Here is a 20,024-nt window from a genome sequence, read left to right as displayed (position 1 = left end):
GCGCCGGGGTGGGCGCGGGCGCCGGGTCGGCGGGTCGGTGGGTCGGCGGGTCGGTGGGTCGGAGGGGTCAGGAGGGGAGGTCGAGGACCAGGCCGGGCACGATGAGGTCCGGGTCCTCGCCGACGGTGGCGCGGTTGAGGTCGTAGAGCGCGGGCCAGCCGCCGGGGACGCGCAGGCGCTCGGCGACCTCGGAGAGGGTGTCGTTGTCGCGGACGGTCCAGGTGCCGGCCTCCGGCCTGCGCCGGGCCGGCTCGGTGACCACGGGTGCGGCCCTGGCCGGCTCGGGTGCCGCGGGGGCGGCCGCCGGGGGCGGCAGGACGGCCTCGCGGCCCTTGCTGCGGGCGGAGCGGGCGCCGCAGACCGGCCAGGGAGAGAGACCGCGGCGCTCGGCGAGGTGCTGGGCGACGGCGATCTGCTGCTCACGGGTGGCGAGGTCGGCGCGCGGGGCGTAGGCGAGGCCGCCGTTCGCCCGCCAGGTGGACTGGTCGAACTGGAGGCCGCCGTAGTAGCCGTTGCCGCTGTTGACGCGCCAGTTACCGTTGCTCTCGCAGGCCGCCACGCGGTCCCAGTCGTACGAGCCGCCGCTCGCCCTTCCGGGGTCGGACCCGCTGCCGCGGCCCGGTGGCGCGGCGTGGGCCGCTGGGGCGGCGAGGGCCACGGAGAGGGCGCAGAGCGCGGTCGGGACGATGTGGCGCAGACGATCGGTGGCAAGCATCGGCGGCTCTCAGACTGGGGAACAGGACCGGCGCCGTCCGCGGACGGCGCACTCCCACCGACGCACACCGGACGGCGCGTTCCGGGTCCGACACGTCCGACAGGTCACCCGCACGGCGGCCCGGGACCACCCCGGTGGCCCGCGGCCGATCGGCAGTACTCCTCGTGACCCGCCGCAGTCCCCGCTGATCCACAGTGGCCACGTCTCTCGAATGAGGGTGCGAACGATGACGGTCGATCAGGGCGCCATACGGGCCGAGTTGGGCGTGATCGGCGGCTCGGGGCTCCACGCGCTGCTGGACGAGGTGACCGAGGTTCGGGTCGACACGCCGTACGGGCCTCCGAGCGACGCGCTGTTCCCGGGCGAGGTGGCCGGCCGCCGGGTCGCCTTCCTGCCCCGGCACGGGCGTGGTCACGGTCCGCCGCCGCACCGGATCGACTACCGGGCCAACCTCTGGGCGTTGCACGCGCTGGGCGTGCGGCAGGTGTTCGGGCCGTGCGCGGTGGGCGGCCCTGGCGGCGGCCCGCGACACGGCCTGGGAGCCGGTGGACGGCGGCACCCTGGTGGTGATCGAGGGGCCGCGCTTCCCGGCCCGCGCCGAGTCCCGCTGGTTCTCCGCCAACGGCTGGTCGGCGGTCGGTATGGCCGGGCACCCGGAGGCCGTGCTGGCGGGTGAACTCGGGCTCTGCTACACGTCGTTGGCGCTGGTGACGGACCACGGCGCGGGGGTGTGGAGCGGGGACGGGGTCACCTGCGCGGAGGTGCTGGAGGTCTTCGTGGGGAACGCCGACCGGCTGCGCACGGTGCTGTTCAAGGCGTTGGAGAGCCTGCCCGCCGAGCGGGACTGCGTCTGCTCGCACACCCTGGACGGAGTCACCGTCGGCCTGCCGGGCGTCCTCGGCGGCTGAGCCTCCGTCGGGCAGCACGCCCGGCCGTCCTCAACGAGCCATCCGAGCAGGGTGGTTCAGGATCCGGTGGCCACCGGGAGGTCGGCCAGGCGCCACTCCAGCATGCCGTCGTCGAGCCGGACCGCCCGGCGTCCGTGGGCGGCGAGCAGGCGGACCGCGTCGTAGGCCAGCACGCAGTACTCGCCGCGGCAGTAGACGACCACCTCGGTGTCCGCGGGCAGCTCGTCCAGCCGCTCGGCCAGCTCGTCGACCGGGATGTTGAGCGCGCCGGGGATGTGCCCGGCCAGGTACTCCTCCACCGGGCGCACGTCCAGCACGAGCACCTCGCCGGCCTCGGCGCGGGCGCGCAGCTCCTCGTTGCCGACCTCCTGCGCGCCGTCCTCGCCCAGATAGGCGTCCAGTGCGGGCGGCACCGCGGCCTGGTGGCGCTCGGCGACCCTGCGCAGCAGAGCGAGCAACTCGCCGACGTCCGGGCCGGAGAGTCGGTAGTGGATGCGGACGCCCTCGCGCCGGGTGGCGACGAAGCCGGCCTGCTTGAGCGCCTGGAGGTGGGCCGAGGCGGTGGTCAGGTTCAGCCCGGCCGCCTTGGCCAGCGCGTCCACGGTGCGCTCGCCCTGGGCGAGCAGGTCGAGCAGCTCCAGGCGCTTTCCGCTGGCCAGGGCCTTGCCGCTGGCCGCGAACGCGTCGTACAGCTGCGCCTTCGCTTCGCTCATGGCCATCGCGTCCTCCTGCCCGATGCTCCGGAGCCCTTTGTCCAAGGTTCCATGGAATAGCGTACCGGACCTGCCTCGACGGGTGTTCTCCGAGCTCAGGGCAATCTTCCATAAATCCATGGAATATTGTCGAAAGCGTCGGCCGCTGCAACCGGGCGAGACCGTACCCGTCATCACAGGAGGACCGATGAGCACCACGCCCCCCGGCGCACCCGCCCGCGAGCTCGGGGGTGAGGCAGTGCGCGAGGCCGCCCGCCCGGTGCGGCTCGGCCTGCGGGAGAACTGGCTCCAGTTCACCCTGCTGGTCGTGGTCACCGCCACCGTCGGCGGCCTGGTCGGGCTGGAGCGCACCACCGTGCCGCTGATCGGCTCCGAGGTCTTCCACCTCACCAGCGACCTCGCCGTCTTCTCCTTCGTCATCGCCTTCGGCGTCACCAAGGCCCTCACCAACCTCGCCGCCGGTGCGCTGACCGCCCGCTTCCGCCGCAAGCAGCTGCTCGTCGCGGGCTGGCTACTCGGCATCCCCGTCCCGTTCGCCCTGGCCTGGGCGCCCGCCTGGGGCTGGATCGTGGCCGCCAACGTGCTGCTCGGCATCAACCAGGGCCTCACCTGGTCGATGACCGTCAACATGAAGATCGACCTGGTCGGCCCGGCCCGGCGCGGGCTCGCCACCGGCCTCAACGAGGCGGCCGGCTACGCCTCGCTCGGCGTGACCGCGCTGCTCACCGGCTACCTCGCCACCTCGTACGGGCTGCGGCCGGCGCCCGAGCTGATCGGCGTCGTCTTCGTCGTCGCCGGACTCGCGCTCTCCCTCGCCGTCCGCGACACGGCGGCGCACGTCGCGCTGGAGCTCGCCCGGCACCCCGGGGCCGCTCCGGGCCCCGCGACCGGGCCCGGTCTGTGGCAGACCTTCGCGCACACCTCCTGGCGGGACCGCTCGCTGCGCGGCGCCAGCCAGGCCGGCCTGGTGAACAACCTCAACGACGGCCTCACCTGGGGCGTCTTCCCGCTGCTGTTCACCGACCACGGGCTCGGCCTCGCCGCGATCGGCCTGATCAAGGGGCTGTACCCGCTGGTGTGGGGCCTCGGCCAGATCCCCACCGGTCACCTGGCCGACCGGATCGGGCGCAAGCCGCTCATCGTCACCGGCATGCTGGTCCAGGCCGCCGGCCTCGGCCTGGCCCTGGTGCTGCTCGACCGTCCGCTGCCGGCCGGCGTCGTCTCGGCGGTGCTGCTCGGGCTCGGCACCGCGATGGTCTACCCGGCGCTGATCGCCGCCGTCTCCGACCACGCCCACCCGAGCCGACGGGCCAACGCGCTCGGTACCTACCGGTTCTGGCGCGACATCGGCTACGCGGCCGGCGCCCTGCTCGCCGGAGTCCTCGCCGACGCACTCGGCCTGAACGCCACCATCGTGGCGGCGGCCGTGCTCACCGCGGCCTCCGGGCTGCTCGCCGCCCGGCTGATCAGCGACAAGGTCGCGCACTGAGGGGCCCCGGCCATCCGGCGTTCACCTGTCGTTCGCCGTCCGCACGGGCGTGATCCGGCCGTGCGGTTCGGCTGCCGTGGAGCAGCGGTGCGGTCGGCGGGGGTGACGGAGGCGCCGTGCCGGGTGCGGCCGCTGACCGGGCGTCAGGCGGAGCGGTTGTCAGTGCGGGGTGAGACGGTACGGGCCTGGGTGCCACGCAGGGGAACAGGCGACCGGGGAGGCGAATGTGAGCGGGGAACCGACCATCGATTGGGAGCCGCAGTACCGAGGCGCCTACTCGAATCCCCAGGCCGCCGAGTGCTACGAGCGGTTCGTCACCACCTTGGACGCGGAGTGGTTGACCGCCCTGAAGGGGCTGGCCCAGCTCGAGAGCACGCAGGCGGGGGACCTGCACGCGCTGGCGTCGGCCTACCTGGTCGCGGGGCGGCCCACGGAGGCGGTCCCGCTGCTGGAGTTCCTGGTGTTCCTGCAGCCGGAGGAACCGGGCGTGCGGTGCGACCTCGCCTACGCCTACGCCCGGATCGGCAGTGCGGACCGGGCGTCACGGGAGCTGGAGCGCGTTCTCGCTGCCCACCCCGGATGGCCCGCGGCCGTCCGGCAACTCGCCGACGTCCGGGCCTGGTTGCGGTGGCACGAGGACACCGTGGACCTCCTGCGGCAGCAGGCCGACGTCTTCACCCTGCTGACCTCCGACGGGGCCGCCGACACGACCCGGTACCTCGCCCTGGCGAAGGTGCTGTACCAGCTGGCCACGGTCCCGCGCAGCGGCGTGGACTGGCCGGACGTCGTGAGCGTCCTGGAGCGGGCCCACCACCTCGACGGCGGTCACGAGCAGGTGCTGGAACTCCTCGCGGCGGCGAGCTACCACGCGGGAGCCGAGGCACAGTGGCACGTCGCGCTGTCGGCGCTGGAGCGGGTCGCCCCCGGGTCCGAACACCTCGACCACTGGCGGTCGGTCCCGCCCACCCCCGCTCCGAACCCGGACCGGCTGCTCGCGACCGCCTCCTCCGAAACCGCTGACGCCCACGGCGCCCTCCGGGACCTCCGGTCGAGCTACCGGGCGGCTCCGAACAACCCGGACATCCAGCGCTGCCTGGTGCAGGCGGAGGCCGGTCTCGGAAACGTGGCCGAGGCGCTGTGGCTGGCCGAAGGCCTCGCCGCCACCGACGGGCTCGACTTCTACGCGCACGGCGCCCTGATGACGGCCTACGGGATCATCGGGGACGGACGGGCGCGGCGGCACCTCGCGGCGGCCCTGGAGCTCGCGCCGGACCAGGACGCGAGGGTCGAACTCCTGGCCCAGTACGACGCGCTGATCGAGGACTGACGCCGATCCGGGGCGGCTCGGCCGCCGGGGGTGATCCCGACGCCGTACCGCGAACTACGCTGGCGGGCATGGACTGGCTCGATCGGGTGGCGCGGCTGAGGCGCTGGACGAACAACGGCGTTCGTGCGCCCCACAAGCCGCTGCTGCTGCTCTACGCCCTCGGCAGCCACCAGCGGGACGCGGACGGCGAACTGCGGTACAGCGCGGTGGAGGCGGAGCTGAAGGGGCTGCTCGCCGAGTACGGGCCGTCGCACGCCACGACTCCCGCGTACCCGTTCCACCACCTGGTCAGCGACGGGGTGTGGGAGGTCCGGACCGATCAGGGGCCGGGGAGCCCCGGCAGCGGGGTCGGGCTTCTCCGGTCGAGCGGGGCCACCGGCAGACTCGTGCCCGAGCTGCGGACGGCGCTCGGTGAGGAGCCGGCGCTGCTGGGGCGGATGGCCAGGGTCCTGCTGGACGCACACTTCCCGACGTCCCTGCACGCCGACCTCTGCGAGGCGGTCGGCCTCGACCTGGAGCGGGCCGAGGCCGGCATCGTGCGAGGGGCCGACACCGCGGCCCGGCGGCAGCGCGACCGGCGGATGCGTGAACTGATACTCACCGCCTACGAGTTCCGGTGCGCGTTCTGCGGCTACGACGGAGCGCTCGGGGCGAGCGCGGTCGGACTGGAGGCCGCGCACGTGCGCTGGTGGTCGCACGACGGGCCGGACGAGGTCGACAACGGCCTGTGCCTGTGTTCGCTGCACCACAAGCTCTTCGACAAGGGCGTGCTGGGGCTGGGGGAGGGCCGTCGCATCCTGGTCTCCGACCGCTTCGTCGGCCGTAGCGAAGCCAGCCGCCGGCACGTGCTCGCGCTGTCCGGACGCCCGGTCATCGGCCCGCAGCCGGGCCGACCGCCGGTCGCGAACCGGCACCGGGAGTGGCATGCGCGGCAGGTGTTCCACGGCGTTCCCCGCGAACCGGTGCACCGGTCACGGTTCGCGTAGGCGGGCTCTTCCGGACGGTCGACGATCACTCCTGGATCCACCGGTCGCGGTTCGTCGCGGCCTCTGCGAGACTTGTCACGATCTGATCACTGACAGTGACGGTTGTGTATCGCGCGGCGATATCCGGTGAAAAGAGTGGGATCTTGTCCGATATCCAGGCGTTCGACGTCATCATCGTCGGCTCCGGGGCTGCGGGTGGAATGGCGGCGCACGAGCTCTGTGCGGCGGGCGCTCGCGTCCTGATGCTGGAAGCGGGCCGGGACTACGATCCCGGGACCGAGACGCCGATGTTCAACACGCCGCAGGACGCGCCGCTGCGGGCGGCCTCGACGCCGGACAAGCCGCAGGGCTTCTACGACGCCACCGTCGACGGCGGCTCGCAGATCGCCGGTGAGCCGTACAGCCAGGCGGACCCCCCGAATCCGGACAAGTCGAATCAGTTCAGCTGGTGGCGGCCGCGGATGCTGGGCGGCCGCACCAATCACTGGGGCCGGGTGGCGCTGCGCTTCGGACCGTACGACTTCAAGCCCAAGACCCGTGACGGACTGGGCTTCGACTGGCCGATCGAGTACGCCGACCTGGCGCCGTGGTACGACAGGGCCGAACGCCTCATCGGCGTCACCGGCCTTCCCCACGGTATCGAGAACGCCCCCGACTCCCCGCCCGGCGTCCAGCTCCCGCCGCCGTCCCCGCGCGCCTTCGAGATCGTCCTCGGCCGGGCGTTCGAGCACCTGGGCATGAAGGTGGCGGCGATCCGGGCGGCCGTGCTCACCCGCCCGTTGGACGGTCGCGCGGCGTGCCTCTACTCGACCCAGTGCACCCGCGGCTGCGCCAGCCGCTCCAACTTCCAGAGCACGACCGTTCTCATTCCCCCGGCCCGCGCCACCGGCAACCTCACCGTCGTGTGCAACGCCATGGTGTCCCGGGTCGACGTCGACGCGACCGGGCGGGCCGCCGGGGTCACCTACAACGACCGGGTGACCGGCTCCGCGTTCTCGGTCACGGGGCGGGTGGTGGTGCTGGCGGCGGGGACCTGCTCGTCGGTGCGCATCCTGCTCAATTCGCGAAGCGCCGCGTTCCCCAACGGGATCGGAAACGGCCACGGGCTGGTCGGCAAGTACCTGATGGACTCGGTCGAGTTCTCGCGCTCGTCGCGAATTCCGATGCTCGAAAAACTCCCCGTGCTGAACGACGACGGCATCTTCACCCCGCACATCTACGTGCCGTGGTGGCTGCTGCCCGAGCAGGCCGCCGGGCAGCTCGGGTTCCCGCGCGGGTACCACATCGAGCCGCGCGGGGGCCGAAGGATGCCGACCACCGGCATCGGAAGCCTGATCGACGACGGCAGCGCGACCTACGGCGACGCCCTGCGGGCGGAGGTCCGGCGGAAATACGGCACGGCCGTCACCCTCATCGGCGAAGGCGAGATGATCCCGAACGAGGACTCGTTCTGCGAGCTCGATCCGACGGTCAAGGACACGTGGGGAGTTCCGGCCCTGCGGTTCCACTGGAAATGGGGAGATCCGGAAGTCCGGCAGGTCACGCACATGCACGACACCTTCAACAAGGTCTTCAGCCTGCTCGGTGGCGCGCCGGACACCAGTCCCGTCGCGATGCCGCAGGGCGGCGGAGCGGTGCACGAGGTCGGCGGCGCGCGGATGGGGACCTCGCCGCAGGACTCCGTGCTCGACGCCCACAACCAGTGCTGGGACGTGAGGAACCTGTTCGTCGTCGACGGCGCCGCGTTCGCGTCGAGCCCGGACAAGAACCCCACGCTCACCATCCTGGCCCTGGCCGCACGGAGTTCGGCCCGCATCCTCGAACTGCTGAGGAGCGGCGGGATCTGACCGCGCCGCGCGCCCAACATTCCCGCGGGCACAACCGGATGACGGTACATCGGAATCGAGAGGAAGAGATGGACCAGCACAGTGCCGCCGGGGTCGGTACCGCACCGCAGGGCTACGGCACCGATCCCAACCTCGTGACGCCGCACACGCCTTGGCCGCGCACGCTCTCGGAGCGCGAGCGCGCACTCGTCGCGGCCCTCGCCGACATCGTCCTGCCGGGCACCGCCGAGTATCCGGCGCCGAGTGCGATGGGGATCACCGACTTCTTCGACGACTGGGTGAGCGCTCCCTACAAGACGCAGCAGGGCCACAGGACCGTCATCACGACCGGCCTCGCCACGGTCGACGCGCAGGCGCGGCGCCAGTTCGGGACGGGGTTCGTCGAACTGGAGGGCTCCCGGCAGGCCACGATCGTCGACCAGATCGCGTCGACCACCGCGACGGACCGGAGCTTCTTCACGAGGTTCCGGTCCCTGCTGCTCGCCGGCTACTTCACCTCCGACGTCGGTTTCGAGGCGATCGGTTACGCCGGGAACGTACCGCTGCTCGCTTTTCCGGGCGTCCCGCCGGAGGCGCAGCGCATCATCGACGACGAACTCAGGAAGTTGGGGCTGTAGCGTGAATCCGGTGACCGCGGGCACTCCGCGCATGAAGACCATCAGGGAGTACGTCGAGGCGGGAGTTCTGCCGCTGGACGACCTCAAAGGCGCCCTGCACCTCGCGATGCGGCTGGAATTCGCCACCATCCCGCCGTACCTGTGTGCGCAGTGGTCGGTCAAGGACGACCCGGACCGCACCGAGGGTGTGCTGCACAAAATCGTCAGCCAGGAGATGAACCACTTCGCGCTGGCCGGAAACCTGCTGGCCGCGATCGGCGGCCGGCCGTCGATCGCGCACCCGGAGTTCCTGCCGGCCTATCCGGCCGACGAACTGCCCGGCGGCATTCCGCAGGAGCTTCCGGTCGATCTGAAGCCGCTGGTCAAGGACCAGCTCGCGGTGTTCATGCAGATCGAGTACCCGGAGTTCCCCCCGGTCGCCCTGCGGGCCGGGCGGCCGCCTGCCACGATCGGCGCCTTCTACGACACGATCATCCAGACGTTCCAGAAGCTTGAGCCGGCGATCGACCCGAAGGCCCACGCGGTGGAGGTGCCATTCGCGAAGCCGATCAGAACCGTCACCGACGCGGTCGACACGATCAACCGGATCAAGAGCGAGGGGGAGGGGACACAGGGCTCGCCCGATCAGCCGCCGGGGGAGGGGGAGGGCGGCCACGCGCACTACTACCTGTTCAAGGAGCTCTACGTCCAGAAGCGGCTGGTCAGGACCGGCGACAAGTGGAGTTTCAGCGGAGCTCCCGTCAACCTGCCGACGGTGTACGACTTCGCGCCCTCCCCGGCCCGGCCGAACCCCTCGACCGAGTTCAACCGCACCCTGTCGAAGCTGCTGGTCGACCTGGAGACGTGCTGGACGTCCGGCGCGCCGCCGAACGTGGCGGCCATGTTCCGGCTTCAGATCCTCGGGCGGGACCTGATCACTCGGGGGATCCGTCCGGAGTTCCGGTGGGATGACGGAGCGGCCTGAGCGAGCCCCCGCCGCAACGGTCGAAGATCAAGCCGGGGCCTTCCTTCGGATCGCAGGAATCCGGGCGCAGCGTCAGCCGGGGAAGATCCGGCCCAGGTGGTAGTGCAGGACGGCGGCCGCCTCCTCCGCCGTCCGCTGCCCGAGCAGCACGCTGAGGCCCAGGCCGGCGGAGACGGCCAGCAGGACGACGGCCTCCTGCCGGGCGTCGAGCCGCTGATCGGCGTCCCCGGCCTGCTGGGCGGCGGTGAGCCGGGCGACCAGGAAGGCCTCCATCTCGTCGGGTGCCGCCAGGAACGGCTGCCCGGCGAGCGCCGGGTCGGTGACGGAGAGCACCGCGTACTCGGTGTAGATGAGGTGGAAGGCCCGACTCTCCTCGTCGGTGGGGACGGCCTCCAGCAGCACCGCCTCGATGATGCCGCGCGGGTCGGTGGTGGCGCCGGTCGCGCGCACGCGCTGCTGGACCCGTTCGCCCATGCGGGTGGCCAGGCGGGTCATGGCGGCGAGCAGCAACTGTTCCTTGGTGTCGAAGTAGTACTGCACGAGGCGCACTGAGACGCCGGCCTCGATCGCCACGGAGCGCATGGTGACGGAGTGCAGGCCGCTGCTCGCCGCCGAGCGGAGCAGGGCGTCGATGATGTGTGCCCGCCGCTCCTCGTGATCCACCAGCTTCGGCATCGGGTTCCTTCCGGATATTTTTGTGGTACAACCATACCATCAAAGTCGGGAGGGATCATGACCAGGACCAGCGTCGGGCACTTCGTCAGCGAGGAAGCCCGTACGAAGTTCCTTGCGGCGTACGACCGGGCGATGGAGCTCTGGCCGAGTCCGCGCCAGGAGCTCGATGTCGAGACCGCGTACGGGACCGTGCACGTGCACCGCTACGGTGCGACGACCGGTGAGCCGATCGTCCTGCTGCACGGCCACGCCGGGCACCCGTCCAACTGGTACCCGCAGATCGCCGCCCTCGGCGAGCGGCACCCGGTCTACGCGATCGACACCCTGGACGACCCCGGCCGCAGCGTGCAGCGCGCCGTCGCGGCCGGGTCGGAGGAGAACGCGGCCTGGCTGGGGGAGGTGCTGGCCGGCCTCGGGGTGGAGCGGGTGCACCTGGTCGGGGTCTCGTACGGTGGCTGGCTGGCCCTCAACCAGGCCATCCACGCGCCCGAGCGGCTCGCCTCGGTGGCGTCGCTCGACCCGGGCGGGATCGAGAAGGTCCCCGCGCGGTTCTACGTCCACATGATCGGCGGCCTGTTCGGGATGCTCGCCCCGCGCCCGCTCCGTCCCGCGGTCGGGCGGCTGCTGGCCAACCCGGCGCTGAGTGCGCCGCGCGAGATGATCGCGCCGCTGATGCTCGCGATGCGGAGCTACAAGCCGAGCAGTCGCCCGCCGGCCCGGCCTTTCACGGACGAGGAGTTGGCGTCGATCCGGCTGCCCGCGCTCGTCCTGGTGGGCAGGCGCAGCGCGTTGCTGCGGCCGCGCCAGGTGGTGGAGCGGGTCACGCGGCTGATCCCGGGTGTGCGGGTGGAGATCGTCGAGAAGGCCGGGCACGGACTCAACCTGGAGCAGCCGGAGGTGGTGAACGAGCGGCTGCTGGACTTCATCGGCGATGTCGGGCGCGTCCAGCTGTAGACGTGCGGCGGTGTCGGTACTGCTGCCGTGAGGCTCAGGCGTCGGCGCGAGCACCTGACGACGTGACTCACGCGGAGTGCGGTTCCCGGCCCGTGCCCCGGGCGTCCTGGGGCGCGGGCCGCGCGCCTGTGTGCGTGAGAAGTCGGACAGGCCGACTTCTCACGCACTCCACCGGGCGGGCTCAGGCGGCCGATCGCAGTGCCGTGGCCGCCCTCGCCTCGTCGTAGCGGCGCAGGACGAGGTGGGCGACGGCCGGGTGGGCCGCCAGTGGGGCGCTGGTCCACCGTGCCGCCGTGGTGGCGGCGCGGCGGGCGAAGAAGCCGGGGGAGAGGAGGTAGGAGGCAACGGCGATCCCGGGGCGGCCGGCGGCCTGGAGGGCAGCGACGGCCTGGTGCGGAGTGGGTGCGGCGGCGGACAGGTGGGCGGCGGTGACCGGGCGGCCGAGACGGGTGGCGAGGAGGTCGGCCATCCGGGCGGTGTCGGCGAGTGCTGTCGGGTCGGCGGAGCCGGCGCCGGCCAGCACCACCGGTGCGTGCGATGGGGCGCCGGCCTCGGCGAGGCGGTCCGCGAGGGCCTCGCCGAGCAACGGGTGCGGGCCGAGTGCGGGGGCGAGGTGGCATCGCGGGAGCCCGGCGGCGGCGAGGGCGGCGGGCAGGTCGACGCGCAGGTGGTAGCCGGTGCCGAGGAACAGCGGCACCAGGACCGGGCGCTGGTCGGCGAACTGGGCGAGAGCACGAGCGAGCGACGGCCGGGCGAGGTCCAGGAAGCAGCAGCGGACGGCCAGTTCAGGACGCAGTGAGCGAACAGTCCGCATCAGGGCGCGAATCGATGTGCTCGCCGCCTCATCGCGGCTCCCGTGCGCGACGGCGAGCAGCATCAGCCCGCCGCCAGTCGGTAGCCGCGCTTGGGGACGGTCCGGATCAGCCCCGCGTGTGGCCCCAGTGCGGCCCGCAGCCGGCCGACCGTCGCCTCCACCGCGTGTTCGTCGGCGCTCGCGTCCGGCCAGGCGGCGCGCAGGAGTTCGGCGCGGCTGAGTACCCGGCCGGGCCGTTCGGCGAGCGCCCGCAGGACGGGGGCGCCATCCGCGCCGGCGCCACGACGGCCCGGACCGGCGTGGTGGTCGGCGGCGGGCTGCTCGGCCTGGAGGCGGCCGGCGCGCTGCGGGCCGGCGGACTGGACACCCACGTGATGGAGTTCGCGTCCCGGCTGATGGCCGTCCAGGTGGACGACGGCGGCGGCACGGCGCTGTCGTCAACGCCCCCGGCACCCCCGACCCCGCCGTGACCTTCGTCCCCGAACGCGGCCAGATCCGCCCGGCCCGCCCCGGCGAGACCGGCCGCACCCTCACCACCCTCAGCTCCCCGGTGCTCGTCGCCGGGCCCCGACCGGAGGTGCTCACCCCGTGACCGTACAGATCCACGACGGCACCCGCTGGCAGACCGTCTGCGCCCTCACCGACCTCCAACCCGGCCGCGGCGTCGCCGTGCTGCTCCCCGAAGCCGGACAGGTCGCACTCTTCCGTGACGGCTCCGACGGGCTGTACGCCGTCGACAACCTCGACCCGTTCAGCGGCGCCCCCGTCCTCGCCCGCGGCCTGCTCGGCAGCCGCGGCGACCGGCCGACGCTCATCTCGCCGATGTACAAGCAGGTCTACGACCTCACCGACGGCCGCTGCCTGGACGAGGGCACCGCCCCCGACGGCGCGCCCGCCGTACTGCGGCGCTGGCCGGTGCGGGTCGCGGCCTGCGGAGGTGCGCAATGAGCCTCGCCGTCGAGCCCGGGACGCCTGCCCCGCCGGCCGGTTGGGACCCGGAGGACGAGGAGTTCTGGGCGCGCAGTGGAGCCCGGATCGCCCGGCGGAACCTGGTGTTCTCCGTGCTCTCCGAACACATCGGCTTCTCGGTGTGGAGCCTCTGGTCGGTGCTGGTGCTGTTCCTCGGCCCCGAGTACCACATCGACACCGCGGGGAAGTTCACCCTCACCGCGCTGCCGACCGCACTCGGCGCGCTGCTGCGGCTGCCGTACACCTTCGCCGTCGCCCGCTTCGGCGGACGCACCTGGACGGTGGTCAGCGCACTGCTGCTGCTCGTGCCCACCGCGCTCGCGGCCCTGGTGCCGGAGCCGGGCGTCCCCTACGGCACGCTGCTCGCGGTCGCCTGTTCCTGGCCGGGTTCGTCGCCCTGTTCGTGCTCAGCGGGATCGGCAACGGCTCGACGTACAAGATGATCCCGGCGCACTACCAGGCCGTGGCCCGGGCAGCCGTCGCGGCGGGGGCCGACCCGGCTGCCGCCGAGGCCGACTCCCGGCGCCGGTCCGCGGCGCTGATCGGGCTCGCGGGCGCGGTCGGGGCGTTCGGCGGGGTGCTGGTGAACCTGGCGTTCCGGCAGTCGTTCCTGGCCGGCGGGAACGGGGACGCGGCGTACGCGGGGTTCCTGGCGGCGTACGCGGGTTGCTCGGTGCTGACCTGGGCGGTCTGGCTCCGGCGGCGGTGACGGGGGCTCTGGGCTGTCGGTATGACGTTCGCGACGGTCCGGCGCGCGGGTTCCCGGTCGGGCGGCTAGCGTCGGCCGCAAGCACGTTCTCGGACCAGGAGGTTGCAGTGCAGCGGTGGATCACCCTGACGGTACTCATGTCGGCCCTCACCGGTCTCACCGGCGGCGCCATACCCGCCCGGGCCGACGACTCGGACCCCGCCGCCACCAGCGTCACCCTCGGTGGCGCCGGCATCGACCCCAAGCTCCCCGGCCGGGTCCGGGTACAGGTCGACTACCTCTGCTCGGTCGCGGACGAGGCCCGCTCGCTCACCGTCTCGGTGGAGCAGAAGGACCCCGAGGACACCTCCTCCATCGCCTTCGGCTCCAACCGGACCGCGGAGGCGGACGTGATCTGCGACGGGACGCCGCAGCAGCGGCAGATCGTCGTCCAGTCCAAGACCACCAACTGGCTCCCGGACGTCGACGCCGTCCTCACCGCCACCGTCTCCAACATCGGCGCCACCCCGCCCGCCGCCGCCGACGCCAAGCGGGTCGCGCTCACCACGGCCTGATGCGCCCGCTCCTCGGCACCGCCGCCCTCCTGCTGCTCGCAGTCGGTCCCGTCCTGACCGGCTGCGTCAGCTCGTTCGTGGTGCCGGGCCCGGAGGAGGCCACCAGCTCCGTCGCGGTGCCCTCCGTGCCGTCCGCACCGGTTCCGTCGCCCAGCCCCTTCACCGGGACGGTGACGATCCGCGACTTCTCCTTCGAACCGGGCGACTTCACCGCCGCCCCGGGCGCCGTCGTGACCGTGACCAACACCGGCACCACCGCCCACAGCCTCACCGCCCAGGACGGCGGCTTCGACACCGGCGCGATCGCCCCCGGCGCCACCGCCACCCTCACCGCCCCCACCCAGCCCGGCGCGTACTCCTACCTCTGCACCTTCCACCACTTCATGCGCGGCATCCTGACCGTGGCCTGAGGGGCGATTGCCCTACGCTCGTGCCCCGCACGCGGGGGCGCCCTCGCCCGGGTCCCCATAGTCGAGCCCTCCTGACCGCCGAATCCGCCCGTGAACAGGGCTGCTGCAACCCGCCTCCTTGTTCTACAGTTCTGTAGAACTAAACGGGGCGACGATCGGGGACGAGCATGGACAGGCCGCTTCGGCTGCCGCAGCAGGATCGGGCGGACTTCGAGACGGAGCTCGGGCGGGCGCTGGCGGCCCCGCAGGTACGGGCGGCGTTGCGGGCGAGCGGGGAGGATGCCCGGGGCGTGGAGCGGTTGCGGCGGACGGCGCGGGAGAACGCGGAGTTCGTGCTGGCCGCGGCGGCGCCGGAGTACGAGCGGTACGCGGCGCTGCGGGCGGATGCGGACGCGGTGGCGCGGCTGCCGGTGGGCGCGCCGGCCCGGGAGCGGGCGTCGGGGTGGTGGGGCGTGCTGGGGGTGGTCGTGCCGATCATCGCGGTGACGGCGGCGGTGATCTTCCTGCTGCTGGGCTCCCTGTTGGGGCTGGTCGAGGACCTGGAGGTGCTGGCGCACGCGCTGGTGGAGGCCGGGTGGGTGTCGGCCGGGGTGGGCGCGGTGAGTCTGCTGGTGGGTGGGCTGGGACTGCTGGGGGCGGCCCGGTCGAGGGGATCGGAGGCCGGGGAAGCGGCGGACGGGCCGGGGGAGTTGCCGCTGGCGCGGGACGCCTGGCGGTCGGCGCTGGCGGAGCGCGGGCTGGTGCCGTACCTGGTGTCGCAGGCGAACACGGCGCCCGATCGGCGGCGCTGATCCGGTCGGCCGGCGCTGATCAGGCCCGATCGAGTCTCGCCGAGCGGGCGGCGTCGACCAGGAGCTGGGCGGCGTCCGGGGGGATGGCCAGGCGGCGGGCGATCCAGGGGGCCGGGCGGCCGGTCCGGGCGAGCATCCAGGCGGAGTACAGGTGGCCGAGCTGGGGTGCGTCCTCGGCGAGCAGCAGGGGGCGGACGGCCTCCATCGGGAAGCCTTCGAGGGCGCGGGCGCTGTACTCGCGGCCGTTCGGGCCGAGCGGGGGGAGCGGGAGGGGTCGGCGGAGGTCGATCCAGCGGCTGAGCAGGACCGCGCCGACCGCCAGCAGGCCGGCGCCGGAGGCGCCGATCAGGATGCCGCCGATGACGGGGCGGTCCTCCTCCTCGGCCATGCCGAGGGCGATCTCCTCCAGGACGAGCAGGCCGAGCACGGTGAGCAGCACCGCGGCCTCGGCGGGGCGCGGGTGGGTCCGGGACGTCGTCATGCGGAACCTCTTCCTCGGCGGGGTGGCCGGGGGTTTCGGGCGGGCGCGGCGATTCACCTTCCGTACAACGGCGGTGAGCGGCCCGGGGCACGCGTCGCGGCTCAGGCGGTGAAATCGCGGATCTGAATTGACGAATCGTCAAGAAGGCGATGTGGAAGGATGGTTGGCCTTCTGCCGGAGGTTCGGACCGCACCTCCTTCCGGTCGGGCGCGCCTGTGCGGTGCGATCGTCGACGGGGTGGGAGCCCGGCTGCGGGCGGGCTCCGGGTCAGCATAGCTCGGGCATGCCAACCTCGACAGGATTGTCGAAGTTGCGGAACCCCGGCTTGCCGTGGCGCGTCAAGGGGTGCCGGCCCGGCCACTCTGAGTGCCGGGCTCCGATTGCGCGGGCCGGAGGTCCACAGTGGTAGAGGGGCCGCAGTGGTACGGGAGGCCGGGGCCGATGGGACTCACCAGTCACAAGCTGCTGGCGCTGGTGGCACTGCTCGCGGTGCTCACGGTGCTCGGCACGCTCCGGGTCTGGCCCCGGCTCGCCGTCCGGAGCTGGCCCGCGATGTTCCTGCGGCTCGGCACCATCGCCGTCACGCAACTGGCCCTGCTGGCCCTGCTGGGGCTCGCCGTCAACGACTACTTCGTCTTCTACAGCAGCTGGTCCGACCTGCTCGGGCACGAGCACGGTACGGGCGTGATCCACACGACGGGCGGAGGCGTCGGCGCGGGTCCGGTCGGCGTACAGGTCCTGGGCAGGGCGGACATCACCGGCGCGGGGGCGGTCAACCGCGATCCGGCCCGGATCGGCCGGCTGGAGCAGGTCCGGCTGCCCGGCAGCACGACCGGGCTCAGCAGCGACGGCTACGTCTACCTTCCGCCCCAGTACTTCCAACCCGGCGGTGGGGCACGGCACTTCCCGGCCGCGATGGTGCTGACCGGCTTCCCCGGCGACGCCACCAACCTGGTCACCAAGCTCCGCTACCCGGCCACCGAACTCGACCTGCTGCGCACGGGGGCGATGAAGCCGACCGTCCTGGTGCTGATGCGTCCCTCGCCGACCATGCCCCGGGACAGCGAGTGCGAGGACATCCCGAACGGGCCGCAGGCGCAGCGCTACTTCACCACCGACGTGCCCGCCGACCTGCGGGCCTCCTACCGGGTGCTGGACGGAACGGGCAGCCTGGGCATCGTCGGTGACTCGACCGGCGGCTACTGCGCGGTCAAGCTGGGCATGGAGCACCCGGAGACCTTCTCGGTGGCGGTCTCGCTCTCCGGCTACTTCAAGGCGGCGGAGGACGCCACGACGGGTGACCTCTTCGGCGGCAGCGCACAGCGCCGTGCCGAGGCGGACCTCGACTGGCGCCAGGCCCACCTGCCGATGCCGCCCCTCGCGGTGCTGCTCGCGGGCAGCAAGCAGGACGGCAGCACCTACGCCGACGCCAGCGCCTTCGCCGCCGCTGCCCGCCCGCCGCTCGTGGTCGTCCAGGAGACGGTCGACACGGGCGGCCACAACTTCACCACCTGGGACCGGCTGATCCCGCCCGCCCTCGGCTGGTTCAGCGCCCACCTGCGCGACCCGGCGTAGCGTCCGGGGCGCGCGGGCGGGCGCCGGCGGAACGGCCGGCCGGCAGGGCGTCCTCAGCGGGTCGGCAGGGTGGCGTCAGCGAGCCAGGAGGGGCAGCGGCGCGCCGGTGCGGGCCGGGAGTTCGAGGCGGGTGAGAAGGGCCGAGGGCGAGACCTCGACCACCCGGCAGCCGGCCCGGTGGCGGCAGTGGCGGGCGACCGATCCGTGCCGCAGGCGGTCCAGACGGCGGCGGGTGGCGGCGCCGAGCACGAGCAGGTCCTCCGGGCCGGTGACGGCGCCGACCAGGGCGGGGCCGGGCTCGGCGTTGACCACCAGGGGGTGGACGACCAGGCCGGACGGGTAGCCGCCGTAGGCCTGCTCGAAGGCGACGTCGAGGCGCCGGCGGGCGGCGTGCTCCGGTTCGGAGACCGGGCGCAGGTCGTCCCGCTCGTTCGCGACGGTCCAGGCGGCGACGGGCACCAGCACCGCCTGGTTCCGGGCCGCCTCGCCGACGGCGTGGTAGAGGGCGGCCAGACTGCTCAGCGATCCGCTCAGGCCGACGATCACTCGGGTGGTCCCGGTCATGGCCGTTCGCCTCCGTCTCTCCGGCAGGCTCTCCATCGGGCGCTGCCGGGTCGGTGCTCCTCGCTTCGGACGACACCAGTGAACCCCGGAACGGACCGCTCCGTACCGCCTCTGACGCCACCATGACGCAGGCTGCACACATCTTGACGGCCTTCTGACAGACCCGTCGGGGTCTCTCGGCCCAGGCCCGGAACGAACCGGACCAGCAGGTCGATCGCCTCGATGCCGAGGAACCCACTGTCAGAAGGGCGTCAAGGACGGCGGCCGGGACGTACGCCATGCGTCAAGGACGGGTGCGGTCGGACTGCGGAGGGGCTCCACTGGAGGGAGCAGCCGAACGGCACACGTCCGGCCGTACGGCCCACGACCCGGAGGGACCCCGCCATGACCGACACCGCCCTTGCCGTCGAACAGCCGCTGCGACCCGTGATGCGGCTGGTCGATCGCCGGGCCGCCGCGCCGCAGCCGCCGCAACGGACCCCGGAGCCCGCCCCCGCCCACGACCGAAGCCGCCCGGCGCACTGCCGCATCGCGATGCAGTTCGAAGACTGACCCGAGGAGCCCCGCCATGACCCAGCTCATCGCCCGACCTGCCCTCACCGCCCCCACCGCCTGCGCCGACGCCCTCGGGCGGACCCTGGCCGGTCTCGGCGCGGCCCGGCCGCGGCCGCGAGGTCGTGGTCGGCGGGGTGGGGCTGGCCGAGGCCGCCGAACGGTTCGGTACCCCGCTGTACGTGCTGGACGAGGCCGAGGTCCGGGGGCGAGCCCGGGCGTACCGGCGGGCGCTGCCGCACGCCGAGGTGCTGTACGCGGCCAAGGCCTTCCTGTGCAGCGCGATGGCCGACTGGGTGGAACAGGAGGGGCTGGGCTTGGACGTCTGCTCGTCGGGCGAGCTGTGGCTGGCGGTCTCGGCCGGCTTCCCGGCGCAGCGGATCCTGCTGCACGGCAACGCGAAGTCCCCGGAGGAGCTGCGGCTGGCCCGGAGGCTGCGGGTCGGGCGGATCGTCATCGACGGCCCGGCGGAGATCGCGAGGCTGGCCGCGCTGGTGGCCGCCGACACACCGCAGAAGGTGCTGGTCCGGGTGGTCCCGGGGATTGCCGCCGGGCATCATACGGCGGTGCGGACCGGGGTCGGCGGGCAGAAGTTCGGCTTCCCGATCCAGGGTGGCGATGCCGCCGACGCCATCGCCCGGGTGCTCGACCAGCCGGGGCTCGAACTGGCGGGCCTGCACTGCCACTTGGGCTCGCAGATCACGTCGTTCGAGCCCTACCTGCTCGCGGTGGACGCGCTGGTGCGGCTGCTCGCCGAGGTGCGGGAGCGGCACGGCGTGGAACTGCCGGAGCTGGACCTCGGCGGCGGTCACGGCATCCGCTACCTTCCCGTCGGGGACGAGGAGTTGGACCTCGCGGAGTTCGCGGTGCGGGTGACCGACCGGCTGGCGGTGCGCTGCGCCGAGGCCGGGTTGGAGGTGCCCCGGCTGATCGTCGAACCCGGCCGCGCGATCGCCGGACCGGCGGCGGTCGCGGTGTACCGGGTGCTGTCCGTCAAGCACACCGCGGACGGCCGCTGCTTCGCCGCGGTGGACGGCGGCATGAGCGACAACCCGCGTCCGGCGCTGTACGGATCGCCGTACACCGTACGGCTGGTCGGCCGCCGCTCGGAGGCGGGGGAGGCGAGGGTGGACGTGGTCGGCCGGCACTGCGAGGCCGGGGACGTACTGGTCCGGGATGCCGCGCTGCCCGCCGACCTGCGCCCGGGCGACCTGCTGGCGGTGCCGGCGGCCGGCGCGTACCAGCTGTCGATGGCGTCGGGCTACAACCTGGTCGGCCGCCCGGCGGTGGTGGCGGTGAAGGACGGCCGGGCCCGGTTGCTGATCAGGAGGGAGACGGTCGAGGACTTCCGCCTGCGTGAAGTCGGCCGCTGAGGGGGGCGGTTGCGCGAGAAGTCGGCCCGGCCGACTT

At 73.2% G+C, this 20,024-nt stretch carries 22 protein-coding genes and 3 pseudogenes; 18 read left to right on the top strand and 7 right to left on the bottom strand.

The genetic code is table 11. The annotated features are described in order from the left end of the window. Nucleotides 1-67 precede the first annotated feature (67 nt). Nucleotides 68-715 carry a transglycosylase family protein gene (locus ACFU7Y_RS18215; protein WP_308020241.1) on the bottom strand — a complete coding sequence of 216 codons (648 nt, stop codon included), beginning with the start codon at nt 713-715 and terminating at the stop codon, nt 68-70. 226 nt (nt 716-941) lie between these two features. Between ACFU7Y_RS18215 and ACFU7Y_RS18210 the strand changes: the two are divergent. Continuing rightward, nucleotides 942-1,623, top strand: a pseudogene (locus tag ACFU7Y_RS18210) (5'-methylthioadenosine phosphorylase). Nucleotides 1,624-1,679: 56 nt separating this feature from the next. Here ACFU7Y_RS18210 and ACFU7Y_RS18205 read toward each other — a convergent pair. Then, nucleotides 1,680-2,336 carry an ArsR/SmtB family transcription factor gene (locus ACFU7Y_RS18205; protein ID WP_380768744.1) on the bottom strand — a complete coding sequence of 219 codons (657 nt, stop codon included), beginning with the start codon at nt 2,334-2,336 and terminating at the stop codon, nt 1,680-1,682. A gap of 187 nt (nt 2,337-2,523) precedes the next feature. Between ACFU7Y_RS18205 and ACFU7Y_RS18200 the strand changes: the two genes are divergently transcribed. The 6 genes from ACFU7Y_RS18200 to ACFU7Y_RS18175 all read left to right on the top strand — a co-directional run bounded on the left by ACFU7Y_RS18200 (nt 2,524) and on the right by ACFU7Y_RS18175 (nt 9,566). Continuing rightward, a complete protein-coding gene (locus tag ACFU7Y_RS18200) occupies nt 2,524-3,825 on the top strand; it encodes an MFS transporter (protein WP_224281782.1) in 1,302 nt (433 codons plus the stop codon). 226 nt (nt 3,826-4,051) lie between these two features. After that, the gene (locus ACFU7Y_RS18195; protein ID WP_224281784.1) at nt 4,052-5,152 is read left to right on the top strand and encodes a tetratricopeptide repeat protein; all 1,101 of its coding nucleotides are present in this window, start codon (nt 4,052-4,054) and stop codon (nt 5,150-5,152) included. Nucleotides 5,153-5,220: 68 nt separating this feature from the next. Next, nucleotides 5,221-6,138, top strand: coding sequence for a phosphorothioated DNA-binding restriction endonuclease (locus tag ACFU7Y_RS18190; RefSeq protein WP_224281786.1), 918 nt, complete (start codon nt 5,221-5,223; stop codon nt 6,136-6,138). 143 nt (nt 6,139-6,281) lie between these two features. Further along, nucleotides 6,282-7,985 carry a GMC oxidoreductase gene (locus tag ACFU7Y_RS18185; RefSeq protein ID WP_224281787.1) on the top strand — a complete coding sequence of 568 codons (1,704 nt, stop codon included), beginning with the start codon at nt 6,282-6,284 and terminating at the stop codon, nt 7,983-7,985. A gap of 68 nt (nt 7,986-8,053) precedes the next feature. Next, nucleotides 8,054-8,602 (top strand): gluconate 2-dehydrogenase subunit 3 family protein, encoded by a 549-nt coding sequence (locus ACFU7Y_RS18180; protein ID WP_380768741.1) that lies wholly within the window; start codon nt 8,054-8,056, stop codon nt 8,600-8,602. 31 nt (nt 8,603-8,633) lie between these two features. After that, nucleotides 8,634-9,566 (top strand): ferritin-like protein, encoded by a 933-nt coding sequence (locus ACFU7Y_RS18175; protein WP_224281789.1) that lies wholly within the window; start codon nt 8,634-8,636, stop codon nt 9,564-9,566. Between the two features lie 72 nt (nt 9,567-9,638). On the opposite strand, the gene ACFU7Y_RS18170 is transcribed toward ACFU7Y_RS18175, so the two are convergent. Next, nucleotides 9,639-10,241, bottom strand: a complete 603-nt coding sequence (locus ACFU7Y_RS18170; protein WP_380768740.1) for a TetR/AcrR family transcriptional regulator — start codon at nt 10,239-10,241, stop codon at nt 9,639-9,641. A gap of 57 nt (nt 10,242-10,298) precedes the next feature. Here ACFU7Y_RS18170 and ACFU7Y_RS18165 point away from each other — a divergent pair, with 57 nt between their 5' ends. Then, nucleotides 10,299-11,195, top strand: coding sequence for an alpha/beta fold hydrolase (locus ACFU7Y_RS18165; RefSeq protein ID WP_224281791.1), 897 nt, complete (start codon nt 10,299-10,301; stop codon nt 11,193-11,195). 181 nt (nt 11,196-11,376) lie between these two features. Here the strand turns inward: ACFU7Y_RS18165 and ACFU7Y_RS18160 are convergent, their stop codons facing one another. Further along, nucleotides 11,377-12,072, bottom strand: coding sequence for a sirohydrochlorin chelatase (locus ACFU7Y_RS18160; protein WP_380768738.1), 696 nt, complete (start codon nt 12,070-12,072; stop codon nt 11,377-11,379). Beyond that, entirely contained in the window at nt 12,072-12,212 is a 141-nt protein-coding gene (locus ACFU7Y_RS18155) for a transcriptional regulator (protein WP_380768748.1), read from the bottom strand. Before ACFU7Y_RS18155 ends, ACFU7Y_RS18160 begins: the two co-directional genes overlap by 1 nt. Nucleotides 12,213-12,287: 75 nt before the next feature. On the opposite strand from ACFU7Y_RS18155, the pseudogene ACFU7Y_RS18150 reads away from it, so the two are divergent. The 7 genes and pseudogenes from ACFU7Y_RS18150 to ACFU7Y_RS18120 all read left to right on the top strand — a co-directional run. Next, nucleotides 12,288-12,452 (top strand): annotated as a pseudogene (locus tag ACFU7Y_RS18150) (NAD-binding protein); the annotation flags it as partial. Between the two features lie 23 nt (nt 12,453-12,475). Next, nucleotides 12,476-12,601 (top strand): hypothetical protein, encoded by a 126-nt coding sequence (locus tag ACFU7Y_RS18145; RefSeq protein ID WP_263454407.1) that lies wholly within the window; start codon nt 12,476-12,478, stop codon nt 12,599-12,601. Then, on the top strand, nt 12,598-12,957 hold the full coding sequence (nirD, locus tag ACFU7Y_RS18140; RefSeq protein ID WP_224274521.1) for a nitrite reductase small subunit NirD: 360 nt from the start codon (nt 12,598-12,600) through the stop codon (nt 12,955-12,957). The genes ACFU7Y_RS18145 and nirD overlap by 4 nt, the downstream gene beginning before the upstream one ends. Further along, a pseudogene (locus ACFU7Y_RS18135) lies at nt 12,954-13,687 on the top strand (hypothetical protein). The gene nirD and the pseudogene ACFU7Y_RS18135 overlap by 4 nt, the downstream one beginning before the upstream one ends. Before the next feature lie 107 nt (nt 13,688-13,794). Then, nucleotides 13,795-14,241 carry a hypothetical protein gene (locus ACFU7Y_RS18130; protein ID WP_224274519.1) on the top strand — a complete coding sequence of 149 codons (447 nt, stop codon included), beginning with the start codon at nt 13,795-13,797 and terminating at the stop codon, nt 14,239-14,241. Beyond that, nucleotides 14,241-14,651 carry a cupredoxin domain-containing protein gene (locus ACFU7Y_RS18125; protein ID WP_224274517.1) on the top strand — a complete coding sequence of 137 codons (411 nt, stop codon included), beginning with the start codon at nt 14,241-14,243 and terminating at the stop codon, nt 14,649-14,651. The genes ACFU7Y_RS18130 and ACFU7Y_RS18125 overlap by 1 nt, the downstream gene beginning before the upstream one ends. Nucleotides 14,652-14,818: 167 nt before the next feature. Next, nucleotides 14,819-15,442, top strand: coding sequence for a hypothetical protein (locus tag ACFU7Y_RS18120; protein ID WP_224274516.1), 624 nt, complete (start codon nt 14,819-14,821; stop codon nt 15,440-15,442). Nucleotides 15,443-15,461: 19 nt separating this feature from the next. On the opposite strand, the gene ACFU7Y_RS18115 is transcribed toward ACFU7Y_RS18120, so the two are convergent. Further along, entirely contained in the window at nt 15,462-15,923 is a 462-nt protein-coding gene (locus ACFU7Y_RS18115) for a hypothetical protein (protein ID WP_224274514.1), read from the bottom strand. Between the two features lie 441 nt (nt 15,924-16,364). Between ACFU7Y_RS18115 and ACFU7Y_RS18110 the strand changes: the two genes are divergently transcribed. Further along, a complete protein-coding gene (locus ACFU7Y_RS18110) occupies nt 16,365-17,498 on the top strand; it encodes an alpha/beta hydrolase (protein ID WP_380768736.1) in 1,134 nt (377 codons plus the stop codon). 75 nt (nt 17,499-17,573) lie between these two features. On the opposite strand, the gene ACFU7Y_RS18105 is transcribed toward ACFU7Y_RS18110, so the two are convergent. Further along, nucleotides 17,574-18,062, bottom strand: a complete 489-nt coding sequence (locus ACFU7Y_RS18105) for a universal stress protein (RefSeq protein WP_380768735.1) — start codon at nt 18,060-18,062, stop codon at nt 17,574-17,576. A 384-nt stretch (nt 18,063-18,446) separates the two neighbouring features. On the opposite strand from ACFU7Y_RS18105, the gene ACFU7Y_RS18100 reads away from it, so the two are divergent. Then, nucleotides 18,447-18,614, top strand: coding sequence for a hypothetical protein (locus ACFU7Y_RS18100; RefSeq protein WP_224274509.1), 168 nt, complete (start codon nt 18,447-18,449; stop codon nt 18,612-18,614). 38 nt (nt 18,615-18,652) lie between these two features. Next, on the top strand, nt 18,653-19,987 hold the full coding sequence (gene lysA / locus ACFU7Y_RS18095; RefSeq protein WP_380768746.1) for a diaminopimelate decarboxylase: 1,335 nt from the start codon (nt 18,653-18,655) through the stop codon (nt 19,985-19,987). The last annotated feature ends 37 nt before the right edge of the window (nt 19,988-20,024 follow it).

This window comes from Kitasatospora sp. NPDC057542 (assembly GCF_042801945.1).
GTDB lineage: Bacteria > Actinomycetota > Actinomycetes > Streptomycetales > Streptomycetaceae > Kitasatospora.
This window is presented reverse-complemented; position numbering and strand designations above follow the sequence as displayed.

Coding starts and splice junctions, on each gene's coding strand:
- ACFU7Y_RS18215 (WP_308020241.1), bottom strand. CDS start 715: ATGCTTGCCACCGATCGTCTGCGCCACATCGTCCCGACCGCGCTCTGC.
- ACFU7Y_RS18205 (WP_380768744.1), bottom strand. CDS start 2,336: ATGAGCGAAGCGAAGGCGCAGCTGTACGACGCGTTCGCGGCCAGCGGC.
- ACFU7Y_RS18200 (WP_224281782.1), top strand. CDS start 2,524: ATGAGCACCACGCCCCCCGGCGCACCCGCCCGCGAGCTCGGGGGTGAG.
- ACFU7Y_RS18190 (WP_224281786.1), top strand. CDS start 5,221: ATGGACTGGCTCGATCGGGTGGCGCGGCTGAGGCGCTGGACGAACAAC.
- ACFU7Y_RS18180 (WP_380768741.1), top strand. CDS start 8,054: ATGGACCAGCACAGTGCCGCCGGGGTCGGTACCGCACCGCAGGGCTAC.
- ACFU7Y_RS18175 (WP_224281789.1), top strand. CDS start 8,634: ATGAAGACCATCAGGGAGTACGTCGAGGCGGGAGTTCTGCCGCTGGAC.
- ACFU7Y_RS18170 (WP_380768740.1), bottom strand. CDS start 10,241: ATGCCGAAGCTGGTGGATCACGAGGAGCGGCGGGCACACATCATCGAC.
- ACFU7Y_RS18165 (WP_224281791.1), top strand. CDS start 10,299: ATGACCAGGACCAGCGTCGGGCACTTCGTCAGCGAGGAAGCCCGTACG.
- ACFU7Y_RS18160 (WP_380768738.1), bottom strand. CDS start 12,072: ATGCTGCTCGCCGTCGCGCACGGGAGCCGCGATGAGGCGGCGAGCACA.
- ACFU7Y_RS18125 (WP_224274517.1), top strand. CDS start 14,241: ATGCGCCCGCTCCTCGGCACCGCCGCCCTCCTGCTGCTCGCAGTCGGT.
- ACFU7Y_RS18120 (WP_224274516.1), top strand. CDS start 14,819: ATGGACAGGCCGCTTCGGCTGCCGCAGCAGGATCGGGCGGACTTCGAG.
- ACFU7Y_RS18115 (WP_224274514.1), bottom strand. CDS start 15,923: ATGACGACGTCCCGGACCCACCCGCGCCCCGCCGAGGCCGCGGTGCTG.
- ACFU7Y_RS18110 (WP_380768736.1), top strand. CDS start 16,365: ATGGGACTCACCAGTCACAAGCTGCTGGCGCTGGTGGCACTGCTCGCG.
- ACFU7Y_RS18105 (WP_380768735.1), bottom strand. CDS start 18,062: ATGACCGGGACCACCCGAGTGATCGTCGGCCTGAGCGGATCGCTGAGC.
- ACFU7Y_RS18100 (WP_224274509.1), top strand. CDS start 18,447: ATGACCGACACCGCCCTTGCCGTCGAACAGCCGCTGCGACCCGTGATG.